Genomic DNA, 16,795 nt, shown 5'->3' with positions numbered 1-16,795 from the left:
TATATATAACACCCTACCCGGCAGGTTCTGCCGGAACATTCGATTCAATTAATTACCCGTTTCAGTTTAGCAGTTCATGATTATGTTCGCTTTTTCTGAAAAAACTCAAATCAATTTCTAAACATTTAGGGTTAGGTATGCTTTAAACTTCGATTTACCTGAACTCTACAATAACATACAGATGAAAAATACTTTGCGCATAGCAGTACAAAAAAGTGGCAGATTGAGCGATGATTCCCTCGCGTTGATCAAAGAATGTGGTATTAAAGTGAATAATGGCATGGGGAAACTCAAAGCCGAGGCATCAAATTTCCCAATGGAATTTCTATTCTTAAGAGATGACGATATTCCGGGTTACGTACAAGATGGCATCGCAGATATCGGAATTGTAGGTGCCAATGAAGCCGAAGAAAAGGACAAACAAGTGGATTGGGTGAAAAAACTAGGTTTTTCAAAATGCCGCCTTTCTTTGGCCATTGATAAGGCAGAAACCTACAATGGAATTCAAGACTTTGAAGGCAAGAGCTTGGCCACTTCGTACCCGAAAATCTTAGGTGATTACCTCAAGGCGAATAACATCAATGCTGACATTCACGAAATCAGTGGTTCCGTAGAGATTGCCCCGAGCATTGGTTTGGCTTATGGGATCTGCGATATTGTTAGTTCTGGTTCCACCCTAATGAGCAATGGACTGAAAGAAGTTGAAGTGATATTCAAGTCGGAAGCTGTAATGTTGGCCAACAAGAACCTTTCAGCTGAGAAAAAGGAAATCCTCGATCGACTTATTTTTAGAATTGATGCAGTTCAGACAGCAAAAAACAACAAATACATTTTGTTAAACGCACCAAACGATGCTTTGGAGAGCATCATCAGCATTCTTCCTGGAATGAAAAGTCCAACGGTTTTGCCTTTAGCGACTGAGGGCTGGAGTTCTGTCCACTCCGTAATACAGGAGGACGATTTTTGGGGGATTATTGAAGAACTTCGCAATGCGGGTGCACAAGGAATTCTAGTGGTGCCAATTGAAAAGATGATTCTATGATTGTCGCGATTAACCCAAAAAGAGCAGAGTGGGATGCTTTACTAAAGCGCCCCACAATGGAATTGGAAACCATTGAGGCCATTGTAAAGCCTGTAATGGAAGCGGTGAAAGCAGATGGAGACCAGGCCTTGATCGACTTTACCAAGAAGTTTGATGATGTAGAAATTATCAATTTCGAAGTGTCTTCGCACGAGGTTGATGCAGCAGTAGATTTGGTGCCAGAGGCATTGAAAGCAGCTATTCGCATTGCAAAACAGAATATTGAGACCTTTCATACTGCCCAAAAAGGCGAAGTGCTGAAGGTTGAAACAATGCCTGGTGTGAATTGCTATCGCAAATCTGTGGCCATTGAAAAGGTTGGTTTGTACATCCCCGGAGGTACTGCGCCATTATTTTCTACCGTTTTGATGTTGGCTGTCCCAGCTAAAATTGCAGGCTGCAAAGAGATTGTGTTGTGTACACCTCCAGATAAAAATGGAAATGTAAACCCAGCCATTTTGTTTACAGCACAACTGGTGGGCGTAACTAAGATTTACAAGGTGGGCGGGGCGCAAGCCATTGCAGCCTTAACTTTTGGAACAGCTACTATCTCTAAAGTGAATAAGATTTTTGGCCCTGGTAATCAGTTTGTCACTGCTGCGAAACAGCTTTCAACTAAGTATGGCTTGGCGATAGACATGCCTGCTGGCCCTTCGGAAGTAGCAGTGTATGCAGATGAAACTGCTGTCCCTGCTTTCGTGGCTGCCGATTTACTCTCGCAAGCGGAACACGGTGCTGATTCTCAAGTAGTGTTGGTAGCTTCTTCTGAAGAAATTGTGAATGCGGTTCAACAAGAAGTGCAAGCGCAATTGTTGAATTTGCCACGGGCTGACTTGGCCTCCAGGGCCTTGAAAAACAGCGTGTCAATAGTATTGGAGAATAGAGAACAGGCCATTGATTTATTGAACGAATACGGGGCGGAGCACTTGATTTTATGTGTTGAAAAACCATGGGAAGTAGCGGATCAAATCATTAACGCTGGTTCTGTATTTATTGGTAATTACACCCCCGAATCGGCTGGAGATTACGCTTCAGGTACAAACCATACCTTACCTACCAATGGTTATGCTAAAATGTACAGTGGTGTTTCTTTGGATAGCTATGTGAAGAAAATTACCTATCAAGAAATCACGAAAGAAGGACTTGAAAACTTAGGTCCTGTGGTGGAAATTATGGCCGAAGCCGAATTGCTTCAAGCACATAAGAATGCAGTTACTTTGAGACTTAAATCTTTGAATAATGTTTGATCCGAACGTACTTCTAAGAGCGCACTTGCAAAAGTTAGTGCCTTATTCGTCTGCCAGAGATGATTATAAAGGTATCGAAGGGGTCTTTTTAGATGCCAACGAAAACCCGCTGGGTTCAATTACTGAAGAAGATTGGAACCGCTATCCTGATCCCTATCAGAAGGAGTTGAAGACTAAAATTGCTCAGATCAAAGGAGTGAGGTCAGAAAATATCTTTTTGGGAAATGGCAGCGATGAACCTATCGATTTATTGTTCCGAGCCTTTTGCGAGCCAGGAAAGGATAATGTGATTATCAATCCGCCCACCTACGGAATGTATAAGGTAAGTGCCGACATCAATAATGTAGAGGCGCGTGAAGTGCTACTTACAGCGGATTATGATTTAGACGTGGAGGCGATTAAATCGGCCGTAGACGAAAACACGAAAATCATTTTTATCTGTTCTCCCAATAACCCGACAGGCAATGATGTTTCGTTGGATAAGATCAAAGAAGTATTACGCTTTTTCAATGGAATTGTTTTGGTAGACGAGGCTTATGTTGACTTTACGAGTCGACAGAGTTTTGCACTAAGGCTTGAAGAGTTTTCCAATTTATTGGTGCTTCAAACTTTCAGTAAAGCTTGGGGTTTAGCAGCCCTAAGACTAGGAATGGCTTTCGCTTCGGAAGAAATATTGGCTATTTTGAATAGAATCAAAGCACCTTATAATCTAAGTGGTTTAGTTCAGGAAACCGTTTTAAAGGCTTTGGAAAATCTAGGGAAGAAGGACAAGATGGTAGCTCAAATTCTGAAGAATAGAGAATCTTTAGGTAATGCCTTAAAGCAAATCCCTATGATCAAAACGATTTGCCCTACCGATTCAAACTTCTTTTTAGTGAAATTGGATCATGCTTCTGGAGTATATAAGAAACTGATTGATCAAAAAATCATTCTTCGCGACCGCTCTAAAGTAGCGCTTTGCGAAGGGGGAATTAGAATCACTGTGGGCACTGAAAAGGAAAATGAATTACTAATTGAAGCGCTCAAAAACTTAAATTGAACCCGTCATTGTGAGAAACGAACCATGCGAAAGCAATGGCTCGTGACGAAGCAATCTCACTGTACCTTATAAAGAGATTGCTTCGTCACCTTTCTTTGCTATCGCAAGAAAGCCTCCTCGCAATGACGAACAACCTATTTAACCAAATGATGAAAAAAATACTATTTATAGATCGTGACGGTACGATCATTGTTGAACCGAAAACCGACTTTCAAGTTGACTCGTTGGAGAAACTTGAGTTTTTACCGGGTGCCATTTCTAACCTGAGAAAAATTGCAGAGCAGTTAGATTTTTTACTTGTGATGGTAACCAATCAGGATGGATTGGGAACGGATTCCTTCCCTGAAGACACCTTTTGGCCAGCACAGAACAAGATGCTCAAAACTCTTGAAGGAGAGGGAGTGGTGTTTGATGAAATTATCATCGATCGTACTTTTGCACACGAAAATGCGCCAACCCGTAAACCAGGAACCGCCCTGCTCACTCAATTCATCAATGGCGATTACGATTTAGCTAATTCATTCGTTTTGGGTGATCGAGAAACCGACATCCAATTGGCGGAAAACCTAGGCGCTAAAGCCATTTTTATTGCTGAAGAACAAAACGCTAAAGCAGCGTTGAGCACCAATAGCTGGGATGAAATTTTCAGGTTCTTGCAAATGTCTGAAAGAACGGCTGAGGTGCATCGTGTAACCAAAGAGACGGATATTCTAATTCAGTTAAATTTAGACGGAACAGGCCAATGCAAGAATGAAACAGGTTTGGGCTTCTTCGATCACATGCTCGATCAATTGGGGAAACACTCTGGTGCTGACTTAACCGTAAAGGTGAAAGGCGATTTACACATTGATGAACACCATACGATTGAAGATACCGCTTTGGCTTTGGGCGAAGCTTATGCACTGGCCATAGGAGATAAAAAGGGCTTAAATCGATATGGCTTTTTATTGCCAATGGATGAAGCTTTGGCCCAAGTGGCCATTGATTTTAGCGGGAGACCTTGGTTGGTTTGGGAAGCCGAATTCAAACGTGAAATGGTGGGCGATATGCCAACCGAAATGTTTATGCACTTCTTTAAATCGTTTTCGGATGCCGCCAAATGCAACCTAAATATCAAGGTTGAAGGCGATAATGAACATCACAAAATTGAGTCAATTTTTAAAGCTTTTGCTAAGGCCATTAAAATGGCGGTTAAGCGAAATGAAGATGAAATGGACAGGTTGCCCAGTACTAAAGGAGTGCTTTAGTTTGCCTCTAACTTCATCACAACAGCCGAGATTGTTCTCGGCTGTTGATTGCTTATTTAATGACTTTTTTGGCTTCTAGGGTTTGTCCGTCTTCCCTAATCATTAGTAGTTTTTCAACTTTCCCATTTTGCCCTTTTACAAACTCAATATCTACCCCGAATTTTTTGAGGTAGAACAGATTTTCCTTTATCGGCTTCAATTGAACAGGTACTTGATCTGGTCCCATGGCCTTAATGGAGTCGCCTTCAAAAATGATTTTTAAAAAGGAACCAGGATTCATTTCGTAATCACCTGCATAAGACTTCAGTAACTCCTTTGCAATGCTGACTTTCTTGTCTCGTACTGTTTCGGACTGCGCAGAAATATTGAGTGAAAAGAAGCCAACAAGTATTACAACTGTCAAAATTCTAAATAGAGGATGGGATATATTTTTCATATTTATTTTTATTGATAAGACCTCCCAGTAAACCAACTAGTTAACATCAGTTCATTACTAATATACCAACGAATGAAATGATGGGCTCAATCATAAGAATCTATCTACCAATCAATCCAGCAGTTAGAATTTATTTGGACGGAATTCTATATCTGATATTGGTCGTGGGATTAATTTAAAATTTTGTTATTTCGAACGATGAAATTTTTAATGGCTTTTTTCGCCTTGTTATTGATGGGGCAAACTCAGGCTCAAAGTTTAGATTGGTGGGATCAAATGCATAATTATCCCGATGCAGCAGGCCCAGATCGCTTGGATTATATTTCCATATCACCTGGTTTTATGGGGCCAAATGCGCTTAGAATGCCTGTTTTGGGAAATGTGATTATCGATAATAATATATCATTTGACATTCGTTACGAACACCATGTAGGGAACGGAGACATAACAGATAATGCTTTTCTTCAATTTAACTTCCCCATAAAAAGAGATCGAGCAATGTTCTACGTGAACAGTATTCCGCTCGAAAAATGGGTTGTAGAGACCTCAACCCGTGATGAGCGCAGGATGATGGGTGTTTCTGGAAAAGGAAGAACCACTGGAGATATTTCCTTTGGCGTATTGTATAAAATATTTGATGAAGACAAAATGGGGCCATTCAATTTTGCTATGCGTGCTCATGCAAAAACCACTACGGGAGGTAATTTGGCCAATGCACGCTATACCGATGCAGGCATGTTGTATTGGGAAGGGACTTTTAGTAAGTCTTTCCTAGAGCAGGGGAACTCACGCTTTTTGGGGAAAATGATGTTAGGATTTTATACTTTCCAAACCAATGTTAACCGTTTGATCAATGGCTCAACTGAAAGACAGAATGATGCACCATTGTATGGTTTGGGTTTAGAGTATCATCATTCTAAATGGCAAATGGATACAGACTGGTCGAATTATCAGGGCTATCAGAAGCATAGGGATAACCCATCTTTCCTTCGCTTTAATTTGACTAGGCAGCTGAGTGGAGGAGCTATTAGTTTAGGCTATCACCACGGATTAAGGCAATGGGACTGGGATACTTTCTCAATCAATTATAGAATTAATGTAAGCGAAGTTCTAGACTAGGCCTGCACCAAGTCGCGTCAGTAATCTTACCTGATTTAAGTCACCTTTTTAACTAATCATCATCAGTCGGGGTGTCTTTTCAAGCCTTTATCTTTGTTTTTAAGAAAAAGGTAATGTGATGGAATATACTACAGCGGAAAAAGCAGTTCAATTGATAAAGTCTGGGGATAAAGTATTTATCCATACAGCAGCAGCTACGCCAGTAGCCTTGGTAAATGCCATGACCGAACGTTCACACGAATTGAGGAATGTTGAGATATTTCATTTACATACTGAAGGTGACGCACCGTATGCTAAAAAAGAGCATGCTGCTAGTTTTCATACGAATTCATTATTTGTAGCAGGTAACTGTAGAAATGCAATAAGTGAAGGTGACGCAGACTTTATTCCTTGCTTTTTGAGCGAAGTGCCAATTATGTTCAGAAGAGGAGTACTGCCCATAGATGTAGCCTTGATTCAGGTATCACCACCTGATGCCCATGGCTTTACCTCTTTAGGTGTTTCCGTAGACGCAAGCCTGGCGGCTGCGGAAAGTGCCAAAACAATAATTGCTCAAGTAAATCCTAATATGCCACGCACCCATGGTGATGGGATGATTCACATCAGGAATTTTGCAGCCATGACTTGGAGCGAGGAACCAATTTATGAGGCAAAAGTTCATCACCTTTCAGACGCTGAGGTGAAAATGGGTGGCTTTATTGCTGAAATGATTGAAGACGGTTCAACATTACAAATGGGTATTGGATCAATACCCGATGCAGTTTTGGCTGCACTAGGAAACCACAAAGATTTGGGTGTACATACAGAAATGTTTTCTGATGGGGTAATTCCCTTAATGAAAAGTGGGGTGATTAATAATAAGTTCAAGAAGAAACACCCTTACGCATTGGTGTCTGGTTTTATGGTGGGTTCAAGGGAGTTGTATGATTTTGTTGACGATAATCCTTCCATTAGAATGCTGGATATTGAATACGTGAACGATACCCGTGTAATCAGACAAAACCCCAAAGTAATCAGTATCAATAGCGCCATAGAAGTCGATCTTACGGGGCAAGTTTGTGCTGACAGTATTGGTACAAAGATTTATTCAGGAGTGGGAGGTCAAATGGATTTTATTCGTGGCGCCTCACTTTCTGAAGGAGGTAAGCCTATTATAGCCTTGTCTTCTGTGACTAGTAAAGGGGAAAGCAAAATTGCTTCTTTTTTAAAGCCAGGAGCGGGTGTGGTGACAACCAGGGCTCACGTCCATTATATTGTTACAGAATACGGGGTCGCGAACCTTTATGGGAAATCATTGAGGCAAAGAGCAAAAGCTTTAATCAATATTGCGCATCCAGATCATAGAGAGCGTTTGGAACGTGAAGCTTTTACCCGCTTTGTTCATTTTTAAGAATGAAAAATGGTTTTTGCTTTCGGATTTAAACGATCACTAAGGGTATGCGGTTACTCTGGTGTTATTTTAACGAGATATTTTGAAGGTTAAACCTTCACATTAACTACCTTGAATTCCAGCTGAACACTGGAATTTGTTTTTTAAGGCCACTCTGATTATGATTAAATTCTATTTATCAATATCGCTTCTTTTCATTTCAACTTTAGCTTTTAGCCAAAAAACATTTAGAGAATACTTTAATGAGGGCATCGCAGCCTACGAAGCCAAAGATTACAAACTCTATTTAGAAATTATGCAGACGCTTGATGAAATCAGGCCTAATAATCCAACTGTTGTCTATAATTTGGCGGGGGCATATGCCTTGAATGGCAGGAAAATCAGAAGCATTCAAAGACTCAATCAATTGTTGTTGATGGACGCCACCTATGATTTTCAACAGAATGAAGATTTCAGAAAAGTAAGAAGAAACAAAGGATATGATGAGTTGGTCGCCCTTCAAGCAAAACTCAATAGGGTAGAAGAGCACGATGAAGTTTTTAGAACCATAGACGTAGGAGAAATTCACCCTGAAAGCTTTGTGATCATGGATAATGGCAATATTCTTTTAGGAAGTGTTCGAGACAAGAAAATCATTAGGGTTGATCCTGAAGGAAGTAAGATTGATTTGGTGAAAACTGAATATTCAGTGCTGGGGATGCATATCGACCCAGCCAACGGATTGCTTTGGGCGGCCACTGCAGCCATGCCTCAAATGATAGATTATAATCCAGCAGACAAAGGCAAAAGTCTAATCATGCAAATTGATCCGACTTCAGGTGTGGTGATTCAAGGTTTGGAATACGATGAAGGAACAACCATCGGAGATTTGGCTATCGATAAAGAGTCTAGGGTTTGGCTTTCCAACTCTCTAGAACCTTCTTTGGCAAGAAGTAATGCCGATACAACGGATTATACGGGTTCGTTTATCAGGAAACAACTTGATCTGGCAAATGGATTCTTTAGTCCGCAAGGTTTGGCCTTGAATGATGATGAAAAGTACCTCTATATGGCCGATTATATCACGGGAATTCATAGGATTGATACCGAAACCGATGATGTGGTTAAAGTATTCGCTCCAGAAGAGATTCTGTTGAAAGGAATTGATGGACTGTATTATTATGAAAATAGCTTAATAGCCATTCATAATGGTGTAAAGCCTTACCGGGTGATGCAGTACTTTTTGGACGAGACTGGCCAATATATTTTGTTTGGAAGAGTGATTAATCAAGGTGGGCCTTCTTTGGGTGAACCTACTTTAGGTCAGGTGAAAGATGGTTATTTCTATTATTTAGCCAATAGCCCTTGGATCGCTTACAATGAAGACAGAGAGCTTGATTTAAGCAAAGTAAAGCCCATCGAAATCAGAAGAATAAAGTTGAATTAACGCAAAAAACTATGCGGACAAGAATTCTAATTTTACTTGCTATTGTTTTTCAATCTCATTGTTTACTCGGGCAATCGCTTACCGTAGAGTATATTGATCAGTATATTCAAATGAGCCAACCTAGTATAGAGTTTGGGAATAAGGAAAAGCTGTATGTCATTGATGGTGTTCCTAATAGTAATATTGAAATCGAGTCTAAACTCGTTAAATACAAACTTAATGATAAATTCCTCTTCATAGATTATCTCTTTTCTGATTCACTTTCAACAACTGTTTTTAAACCTAATTTACTGATTGTTCTGATTCATAGAGCTCAGCCTTTAAAGTTGAAGAACAAGAAAAAGGAATTACGGAAAGCCATAGAAATGCTTTCCAGTACCTCTGAACCTCCCGCTTTTATGTTGAATGACAGACAATTAAGTGCTCAAGAGGCAAGACAATCTATTTCTGTATTGAGGCCTAGAAACATCGATCATATTAGTTTTAACAAACATGCTCCACTTTCTATTTATGGGGCTGATGCAAAAAATGGATTGATAAGAATTTGGACAAAGAATTAAATACGTACTTATTAAAAAGCCCTGTACTCTCACGAATACAGGGCTTTTTGATGAAATTGAATCTCAGCTTATTTATTCTCTGGTCCAGAAGTCTTGTTAATCAAAACAGGTTTGCCAAAGCCTAATTGTTCCATTTTCTTCAGTTGTGTTTTGGCATCACCAACCACCAACCAAATCATTTTTTCAGGATCAAGGTATTCCTGAGACAATCGCTGAATTTCTTCAACTGTCATGTCTTTTACGATCTGCTGTTGCTGCTTCACATAGTCAGCGCTCCAACCATACTCACTCATATTTTCCAACATGTTAAGTTTAGCGCCAGCCGTTTCAAAGGCCCTTGCCCCACTTTTGATCATAAAGCTTTTAGTGGTTTCGAGGTCTTTTTCGGTGTAGGTATTGCCATAGTTGGTCAATATGTCTTTTACCAATTGTGACGATTCATAACTTACATTAGTTCTTACTCCACTTGAGATTGTGAAAGCACCTCTGGTTTTACTTCCTGAAAAACCAGATCTTATACCATAGGTGTAACCTTTTCCTTCCCTTAACTCTTGGGTTAACCTAGAAGCGAAACCTCCACCGCCAAGAATGTAATTCATTACTGTAGCAGGGTAGTAGTCTTCGTCTGTAACGGCTAAGGCTGGGTAGCCAAAGTTAAGTACAGATTGTTTTGCATCTGGAATGTCAAAGAAGTAAACAGTGGCTTCAGTTGGTTTTGCGGGTGGATCGTAAGTTGGGATTTCCACTGCTTTGGCTTCCCATTTAGAATTGAGGTCACGCAGAGAAGTCATTACACCAACTGTATTAATGTCGCCCACCACGTGCATTTTAGCCACGGAAGGAGAGATGTAATTTTCGTAATACTTCTTCAAATCATCCATCGTGATTTCATTCACAGACTCTACAGTACCTAAAATGTTCTGAGCCCTGATGTTTCCTTCGCCATAAATCAAACGGTTATAAGCGTTTTGCGCCACTGAATTAGGACTGGCCTCTTGCTGTCTAATTCTAGCAATTACGGCTTGCTTGGCCAATTCAAATTCACTAGCATCCCATCTTGGCTCCAGTAAAATTTCTTCAACCAAATCAATCACCGCATTATAGTTGCGTTTCAAGGTATTGACCGATATGTTGATGCTTTCTGTAGATGCAGACACTCTGATTGAGGCTCCCAACTGCTCAATTGCTTCTTCAAGCTGCGCAGTGGTCTTAATGGCTGTGCCTTTGGTCATCATTTCAGCAGTAAGGTTGGCTACTCCGCCCTTGTTAGGGTCGTCTAGTAATTGACCTCCGTCTATAACAATATTGAATTGAATCAATGGTACTTCTTTACTTTCGATTCCATAAACTTTAAGTCCATTTTCTAAAGACTCTTGCCAAACCTCAGGGGTTTTAACTTCTGGAGTATTTCCACTTGGTGGTTCAATTGAGCGATCGATGGTTGAAGGTGTTTTTTCGTAAGTAGCAATGATAGAAGGATCGAAGCCTTCTTCGGCACCTTCAATAATTTTCTCTTCTACCACTTCAGCTTTTTCAGAACCTTCTAAGGCCAAATCTATCTGTCCTCTAGGTACAAAGCTGGTAGCGATATAGTTCTTTCCTTTGATGTATTTATTGTAAGCATTCATCACATCTTCTGTAGTTACAGAAAGAATGTTCTCGATGTCCTTGCTGATAAAGCCTGGGTCGCTAGCGAAAATATTGTATTGAGCAAGTTGGAAACCTTTACCTAAAGCACTAGAAAGGCTATTGTAGAAGCCAGTTTCTTGGCCAGCCTTGATTCGCTCTAAATCCTTTTGCGGAATTCCTTCATTTTCAAATTTGGTTAATCCTTCTTCAATCGCAGCTAACACTTCGTCCAAATCCTTGTCGGCAAAAGCCCTTACAGAAATCTGCAATTGACCCGCCAGCTCAGAGGTACGGTTAGACATACCTACACCGGAAGTTAGTTTTTTGTTTTCCACCAAAACCTGATTTAATGGAGCAGACTTTCCTCTAGAAAGATAATTGCTCAATACGTCTAGCGCATAAGCATCAGTGCTGTATTGCTCAACTGTAGGCCATGTTAAAGTAAGGGCAGGCACACGGGCAAAATTATCTTCGTGATAAAGCTTTTTGGTTACGACTACTTTTCCAGGACGAGGAGTGAGGGGTTCAATAGGTTCGCCTGCTGGAATTTCATCAAAATACTTCTTCACCCAAGCTTTGGCTTGTTCAGGGTCAAAATCACCAGAAATCGTTAATGTTACGTTGTTGGGCACATACCATCGTTTGAAAAAGTCTTTTACATCCTGAAGTGTTGCGTTTTGCAAGTCTTCTAAAGAACCGATTACCTGCCAGTTGTAGGGATGGTCGGCTGGGTAAAGATTTTTATCGATTACATATGAAGTATGACCATAAGGCTGGTTATCTCCACTTTGTCTTTTTTCGTTTTTAACAACTTGCTTTTCTTTGGCCAATACTGGATCCGTTACCGTATTGATGAACCAGCCTAATTTGTCTGCCTCGGCCCAAATCATTTTCTCTAGCGCATCGTTAGGAACGGTTTGGAAATAATTGGTGCGGTCGCGACTGGTAGAACCATTAGCGCCTGAGCCGCCAATTCGGGCGCTCATTTTATCTAATCCACCCTTACCAAGGTTTTCAGATTCTAAAAATAATAAGTGTTCGAAAAGATGGGCAAAACCAGTCCTTCCTTCAACTTCTCTGGCCGAACCCACATGGGCGGTTAGTGCTACCCCCACTACAGGATCAGATTTATCTACATGAAGAATGACATCTAGGCCATTATCGAGGGTAAATTTTTCGTAATCGACTTTGAAGTCGACTTTCGGAACTTTGCTTTTTTGGGTGCAAGCGAAGGCTGATAAGACTAATACAGCAAGTAGAGTTATTTTTTTCAACATAGTTGTTAAATTATTTAGTACCGATAGTTAACTAAATAATCTGCTCAAAACAATATTGAGCACTATGTATGGTCTGAAAAGTCCTTAATTAAATTTAGGCTCAAATTGTCTCGGGCGCCTTTCAGTAAAGCCCTTCTTCAATTGAAAGTAAAGAATAGAGCCTATAATAGGGGAGAAAAGAATGATCAAAAGCCATAACAAATTGGTTCTACCCGACTTAAACCTTGATTTAGATAAGTCCACCAATGCCCAAACCCATAAAGCTATAGTGAGTAAGAGTACTGCAGGAACTAATATGTCAGTGATTTCCATAAACCTAATGTAATTATTTAGTTTTATATATTAAATCAGGTCCTTACAAATTAATTTAATATGACTGATTTATTAGGCTACCAAAATGGGAAGAGAAATACAAGTCAAATCAATCATTGAGGTCTTTCAAAGTAGCTTGTATGGCTTTAATTCTGAGGTTCCAGTTTTTGTATGAGGCATAAGTTAAAGCAATCAATGTGACCAACATTCCTGCAAGTATTAGCTGCTTTATTTGGGTCAAATCAATGGTTGAAACCATGAACAGAATGAGTGATGCTCCGAACAAGAAAGTTGATGTAACAGAGAATAGGCTTAGCTTTTTTAAGCTTCTGTTAAATGACTTCATGGACAGTTTGAGGTTATTTGACTTAATCGGGTTTTGGAAAGTGAAATATCCAATCACATCAGATAAAATGAATACTAAGGTACTGCCAATCAACATAATATTTGCCCATAAAGCTTTGTTGGCGCCATCCAGTATGTCATTGTAAGTGAAGACAAATGCTAGTAATAGAATGCTTTCAAAAATTAACCTGAATCGGATGCGTTTGAGTTTTGGGTGTTGCTGAATTTGGGTCATCCTATCCAATTGTGTTTGGCTTTTATAGCTTTCTCCAGACTGCTGCCAATTCTTTTTTAATTCGTCAAGTTCCATCTGCTTATTGATTTAAAATTGTTTTTAATTTGCTTTTAATCCTGTTGATCCTTACGCCAACATTGTTTTCAGTAATACCGGTTATCTCAGCTATTTCAGAATAAGAGTAATCTTCTAAAAAGAGTGATATGATGGCTTTTTCTGAATCGGTTAATCGTCTTAGGGCCTCATACATTTTTTCCTCATTTTCTGACTTTTCGGTGTTTTCAGTAGGGTGAAATTGATCAGAAATCTGACTGTCATAGTCAATAGAGATACTCCTTTTTCTGTAAGAAGCCATTGCGGTATTCAGTGCAATGCGGTACATCCAAGTACTTACTTTAGAAGCTTGTCTAAACTTTGGGAAGGCCTTCCAGAGCTGAAAAACTATTTCCTGAAACAGGTCTTCTTGGTCTTCTTTTGAGTTTCGGTACATCTTGCTCACTTTGTGAATGATGCCCTGATTTTCCTCTATGATCTGCAGGAATTCCGCTTTCATTTTATTGTTTTTTGAACTCAAATTTTTGACCCATTCTTTCCGCTGTAAGCCCTGAAATTATGCTGTTGGTAAGTTTAAAGGAGAATAGAATTTCTATTTTTTTACCGAAAAACTCATGCTCACCTTTTGGATATATTTGAAAAGCAGGGTTGCCACCCATTTGAGCTATCAAGCCGTTCTCGTTTTTTGCAATATTCAACTTCATTTGCCCAGAATCTGAAATATAACTACCAGCATACTGGTCTAAATCAGTGGAGGTTGAAGCGACTTGAGTTTTCGCTTTTGGAACTTCAAAATCCTCATTGAAAATGATCTTTTCGATATTTTTAAGAATTGCCTCTGTCGGAAGAGTAGATACATTACTTAGCACCACAATACTCATATTACTTTCAGGGTATAAGGCCAGAATTGAAGAATAACCCCAAGTACCTCCTCCATGTGAATACTTTAAACGATCGCCTGTTTCGATAAACCACCCGTAAGCGTACTGTCTTCCGGAATCATCTTTGAAATCCCCATTTGGAGTGAATATAGGGGTTTCAGTGGTGTTCCGAAGTAGTTCTTGGTTTAATAAAGTATTGGCCCACTTTAATAAATCCGAACCATTAGAGTATAAATCACCCGCACCTTTTAACATGGAGTAGTTGCGGTACGGTGCTACTACAAGACTATCGTCACTCACCAAATGATAGCCATTTGTCATTTCTGGAATAATGGCTAAAGAGTTTGAACTGCCTGTCGATAGCATATTTAGTGGGCTTAAGATTTTTGATGCTAATACTTGTCCGTAGTCTTCTTGATATACCTTTTCAAGAATTGTAGCCAATAAATAATAACCAAGACTAGAATAATGCATTTGAGTACCTGGCTCGTAGAGTAAATCTACTTTGTTGATCTCAGCGATAACCTGATTACTGTTAAGCGTTAATCTGGATTTAACGGGCCAATAGTCTCTAATGGCTTCGTTATGAGGTAGGCCAGAAGTGTGGGTAAGTAACTGATGAATGCTGATGGATTTGAACTTGCTGGCCAGTTCGGGAATGTATTGTGATGCTTTGTCATCAAAAGAAAGTGTCCCTTCTACTTTCGCTTTTGCTATTAAGGCAGCCGTAAAGGTTTTGGTTATAGACGCGATTTTATATTTAGCTTTAGGCTTTAAAGGAACGTTATGTTCATTTGAGGCCAAACCAATGGTCTTTTGGAATGTAATGGAGTTTGAGTTGCCTATCAGAACTTCTCCACTAAACCCTTTTTGTTCATGAATGTATTCGAGATATGCCGCTAAATCTTCTGTTTGCTTTACGATGATCTTATTTTGCCCTTTTAAACTATTGGATGAAAGCTGTAGGAATAGAATTAGGTAGAAGATTTTTGAGAAATCCATGATGTCGATTTTTTTGATTTCCCTATAGGTTGCTAAAGTGGGGTGAAAACTTACAGTGGGCTTAAATATAATTCTTGCTACCCTTTTAGCTAGAAGGTATGAAATGGTTTAAATAGCACCTGTTTTACTTTTATATGGGATGGTGAATAATGATTCTACAGTTAATTAGTATTAGTGAAATGAGATTTTTCAGGATGGTTGTTTACTATGCGCCTTGCTGAATAAGGGAGATTATCGCCTTAGCCTTTACCATGCACTCTTCATACTCTTTTTGTGGAACAGAATCGTAGGTAATAGCACTTCCTGCTTGAAAGGAATAGGTTTTAGATGAGGAGTTTAGAAATAGACTTCGGATCAATACATTAAAATCGAAATCTCCATTAGGGCTAATGTAACCCGCGGCACCAGAGAAAGCGCCACGCTTCGTGTTTTCGTAATGCTCAATCAGCTCCATCACCTTTACCTTTGGTGCGCCCGTCATGCTGCCCATCGGAAAAGCATTTTTGATCACCTCAAAAGCATTCATATCTTCTCGCTTTTCTGAAGTAATAGTGGAGATCATTTGGTGTACTTGCTGAAAGGAATAAATACCGAAAATCTCCTCTACTTTAACGCTTCCAATTTTGGAAGAACGCGCTAAATCATTTCTGACTAAATCCACGATCATCATATTCTCAGCCAACTCTTTTTTATCTGTGCGAAGGTCTTTTTTTAGTATTTCATCTTCCGTCTCTGATTTTCCTCTTGCGCGCGTGCCTTTAATCGGTTGGGAAATGATTTTATTGCCATCTTTCTTCATAAACCTTTCTGGCGAAGCCGAGAGGATATAGTGATCTCCGTGTTTTTGAAAGCAGGAAAACGGGCTAGGAGAGAGTTGATTAAGGTCTAAGTAAAGTTGAGTCGGGTTGACGGTTTCTATTTCGCCATGAAATTCCTGACAGAAATTGATTTCATAGCAATCGCCTTCTTCAATGTGCTGTCTAAGTTTTTCAATAATGGTTAAATACTCTGGTTGACTAATACTGGCTGTGGGTTTGGTTAGTTTGCTTTGAATTAAATCAAGCTCAGTTCTTTCTATTTGCCCCAATACATCTTCTTCCGACCAAGTTTCGACTTCATTTCCCTTAAAGAACAAAATATGCTGCGGTTCAAAAAAAGAAATTTCCGGAAATTGAACGGTGTCGGCATTATTGCTCGATAAGTTTTCCGTATCGTTTTTCAGATCGTAACCTAAATAGCCGAACAACCATTTGTTTTGGTGGAAGGCAGAAAGCGAACAAAAGCGATCTATTTCATTCGGTACAAAAATGCGTTTTACTCCAACGGCTAGTATTTCTTCAAAACCCTGATAGGGATAAGAAATCCCGTTAGATTGAAAGAAGGCGCAATGCGAAAAGCCATTCGCCCAGTGCAAGGCCTTTTTAAGGAACAGCGTTTTGTTATTAATGGAAGTTGTTTTCAATGCGTTGTACTAAAGCGATGCAAAGTTAGTAAAGCAAAGAGCATAAAAAAGGG

At 39.7% G+C, this 16,795-nt stretch carries 15 protein-coding genes; 8 read left to right on the top strand and 7 right to left on the bottom strand.

Annotated features, from left to right (window positions below):
• Nucleotides 1–181: 181 nt before the first annotated feature.
• The 4 genes from hisG (at nucleotide 182) to hisB (ending at nucleotide 4,614) form a co-directional block, all read left to right on the top strand.
• Nucleotides 182–1,042, top strand: a complete 861-nt coding sequence (hisG, locus tag VOI17_RS07290) for an ATP phosphoribosyltransferase (protein WP_323756587.1) — start codon at nucleotides 182–184, stop codon at nucleotides 1,040–1,042.
• On the top strand, nucleotides 1,039–2,328 hold the full coding sequence (gene hisD / locus VOI17_RS07285) for a histidinol dehydrogenase (RefSeq protein ID WP_323756586.1): 1,290 nt from the start codon (nucleotides 1,039–1,041) through the stop codon (nucleotides 2,326–2,328). Before hisG ends, hisD begins: the two co-directional genes overlap by 4 nt.
• Entirely contained in the window at nucleotides 2,321–3,367 is a 1,047-nt protein-coding gene (gene hisC / locus VOI17_RS07280) for a histidinol-phosphate transaminase (protein ID WP_323756585.1), read from the top strand. Before hisD ends, hisC begins: the two co-directional genes overlap by 8 nt.
• Before the next feature lie 149 nt (nucleotides 3,368–3,516).
• The gene (hisB, locus tag VOI17_RS07275; protein WP_323756855.1) at nucleotides 3,517–4,614 is read left to right on the top strand and encodes a bifunctional histidinol-phosphatase/imidazoleglycerol-phosphate dehydratase HisB; all 1,098 of its coding nucleotides are present in this window, start codon (nucleotides 3,517–3,519) and stop codon (nucleotides 4,612–4,614) included.
• 52 nt (nucleotides 4,615–4,666) lie between these two features.
• Here the strand turns inward: hisB and VOI17_RS07270 are convergent, their stop codons facing one another.
• A complete protein-coding gene (locus tag VOI17_RS07270) occupies nucleotides 4,667–5,050 on the bottom strand; it encodes a hypothetical protein (protein WP_323756584.1) in 384 nt (127 codons plus the stop codon).
• 198 nt (nucleotides 5,051–5,248) lie between these two features.
• Between VOI17_RS07270 and VOI17_RS07265 the strand changes: the two genes are divergently transcribed.
• The 4 genes from VOI17_RS07265 (at nucleotide 5,249) to VOI17_RS07250 (ending at nucleotide 9,545) form a co-directional block, all read left to right on the top strand.
• Entirely contained in the window at nucleotides 5,249–6,169 is a 921-nt protein-coding gene (locus tag VOI17_RS07265; RefSeq protein ID WP_323756583.1) for a hypothetical protein, read from the top strand.
• Nucleotides 6,170–6,287: 118 nt separating this feature from the next.
• Nucleotides 6,288–7,559 (top strand): acetyl-CoA hydrolase/transferase family protein, encoded by a 1,272-nt coding sequence (locus tag VOI17_RS07260; RefSeq protein WP_323756582.1) that lies wholly within the window; start codon nucleotides 6,288–6,290, stop codon nucleotides 7,557–7,559.
• Between the two features lie 160 nt (nucleotides 7,560–7,719).
• The gene (locus tag VOI17_RS07255; RefSeq protein ID WP_323756581.1) at nucleotides 7,720–8,985 is read left to right on the top strand and encodes a hypothetical protein; all 1,266 of its coding nucleotides are present in this window, start codon (nucleotides 7,720–7,722) and stop codon (nucleotides 8,983–8,985) included.
• Between the two features lie 11 nt (nucleotides 8,986–8,996).
• Nucleotides 8,997–9,545 (top strand): hypothetical protein, encoded by a 549-nt coding sequence (locus VOI17_RS07250; protein WP_323756580.1) that lies wholly within the window; start codon nucleotides 8,997–8,999, stop codon nucleotides 9,543–9,545.
• 68 nt (nucleotides 9,546–9,613) lie between these two features.
• On the opposite strand, the gene VOI17_RS07245 is transcribed toward VOI17_RS07250, so the two are convergent.
• The 6 genes from VOI17_RS07245 to VOI17_RS07225 form a co-directional block, all read right to left on the bottom strand.
• Complete coding sequence (locus tag VOI17_RS07245) at nucleotides 9,614–12,451, bottom strand: pitrilysin family protein (protein ID WP_323756579.1); 2,838 nt, start codon at nucleotides 12,449–12,451, stop codon at nucleotides 9,614–9,616.
• Nucleotides 12,452–12,535: 84 nt separating this feature from the next.
• Nucleotides 12,536–12,763 (bottom strand): PLDc N-terminal domain-containing protein, encoded by a 228-nt coding sequence (locus VOI17_RS18000; protein ID WP_416376045.1) that lies wholly within the window; start codon nucleotides 12,761–12,763, stop codon nucleotides 12,536–12,538.
• 109 nt (nucleotides 12,764–12,872) lie between these two features.
• Nucleotides 12,873–13,418, bottom strand: coding sequence for a hypothetical protein (locus VOI17_RS07240; RefSeq protein ID WP_323756578.1), 546 nt, complete (start codon nucleotides 13,416–13,418; stop codon nucleotides 12,873–12,875).
• Between the two features lie 4 nt (nucleotides 13,419–13,422).
• On the bottom strand, nucleotides 13,423–13,896 hold the full coding sequence (locus tag VOI17_RS07235) for a sigma-70 family RNA polymerase sigma factor (protein ID WP_323756577.1): 474 nt from the start codon (nucleotides 13,894–13,896) through the stop codon (nucleotides 13,423–13,425).
• A gap of 1 nt (nucleotide 13,897) precedes the next feature.
• A complete protein-coding gene (locus tag VOI17_RS07230) occupies nucleotides 13,898–15,280 on the bottom strand; it encodes a serine hydrolase domain-containing protein (RefSeq protein WP_323756576.1) in 1,383 nt (460 codons plus the stop codon).
• Between the two features lie 205 nt (nucleotides 15,281–15,485).
• The gene (locus VOI17_RS07225; protein ID WP_323756575.1) at nucleotides 15,486–16,742 is read right to left on the bottom strand and encodes an anthranilate synthase component I family protein; all 1,257 of its coding nucleotides are present in this window, start codon (nucleotides 16,740–16,742) and stop codon (nucleotides 15,486–15,488) included.
• Between the last annotated feature and the right edge of the window lie 53 nt (nucleotides 16,743–16,795).

Source organism: Roseivirga sp. (genome assembly GCF_034669765.1).
Classification (GTDB): Bacteria; Bacteroidota; Bacteroidia; order Cytophagales; family Cyclobacteriaceae; genus Roseivirga.
Note: the sequence above shows the minus strand (reverse complement) of the source record. Positions and strands in the feature narration are given on the sequence as shown.

What these genes read in the sequence shown, in the direction of transcription:
- hisG (WP_323756587.1), top strand. Translation starts at nt 182, where the DNA reads ATGAAAAATACTTTGCGCATAGCAGTACAAAAAAGTGGCAGATTGAGC.
- hisD (WP_323756586.1), top strand. Translation starts at nt 1,039, where the DNA reads ATGATTGTCGCGATTAACCCAAAAAGAGCAGAGTGGGATGCTTTACTA.
- hisC (WP_323756585.1), top strand. Translation starts at nt 2,321, where the DNA reads ATGTTTGATCCGAACGTACTTCTAAGAGCGCACTTGCAAAAGTTAGTG.
- hisB (WP_323756855.1), top strand. Translation starts at nt 3,517, where the DNA reads ATGAAAAAAATACTATTTATAGATCGTGACGGTACGATCATTGTTGAA.
- VOI17_RS07270 (WP_323756584.1), bottom strand. Translation starts at nt 5,050, where the DNA reads ATGAAAAATATATCCCATCCTCTATTTAGAATTTTGACAGTTGTAATA.
- VOI17_RS07265 (WP_323756583.1), top strand. Translation starts at nt 5,249, where the DNA reads ATGAAATTTTTAATGGCTTTTTTCGCCTTGTTATTGATGGGGCAAACT.
- VOI17_RS07260 (WP_323756582.1), top strand. Translation starts at nt 6,288, where the DNA reads ATGGAATATACTACAGCGGAAAAAGCAGTTCAATTGATAAAGTCTGGG.
- VOI17_RS07255 (WP_323756581.1), top strand. Translation starts at nt 7,720, where the DNA reads ATGATTAAATTCTATTTATCAATATCGCTTCTTTTCATTTCAACTTTA.
- VOI17_RS07250 (WP_323756580.1), top strand. Translation starts at nt 8,997, where the DNA reads ATGCGGACAAGAATTCTAATTTTACTTGCTATTGTTTTTCAATCTCAT.
- VOI17_RS07245 (WP_323756579.1), bottom strand. Translation starts at nt 12,451, where the DNA reads ATGTTGAAAAAAATAACTCTACTTGCTGTATTAGTCTTATCAGCCTTC.
- VOI17_RS18000 (WP_416376045.1), bottom strand. Translation starts at nt 12,763, where the DNA reads ATGGAAATCACTGACATATTAGTTCCTGCAGTACTCTTACTCACTATA.
- VOI17_RS07240 (WP_323756578.1), bottom strand. Translation starts at nt 13,418, where the DNA reads ATGGAACTTGACGAATTAAAAAAGAATTGGCAGCAGTCTGGAGAAAGC.
- VOI17_RS07235 (WP_323756577.1), bottom strand. Translation starts at nt 13,896, where the DNA reads ATGAAAGCGGAATTCCTGCAGATCATAGAGGAAAATCAGGGCATCATT.
- VOI17_RS07230 (WP_323756576.1), bottom strand. Translation starts at nt 15,280, where the DNA reads ATGGATTTCTCAAAAATCTTCTACCTAATTCTATTCCTACAGCTTTCA.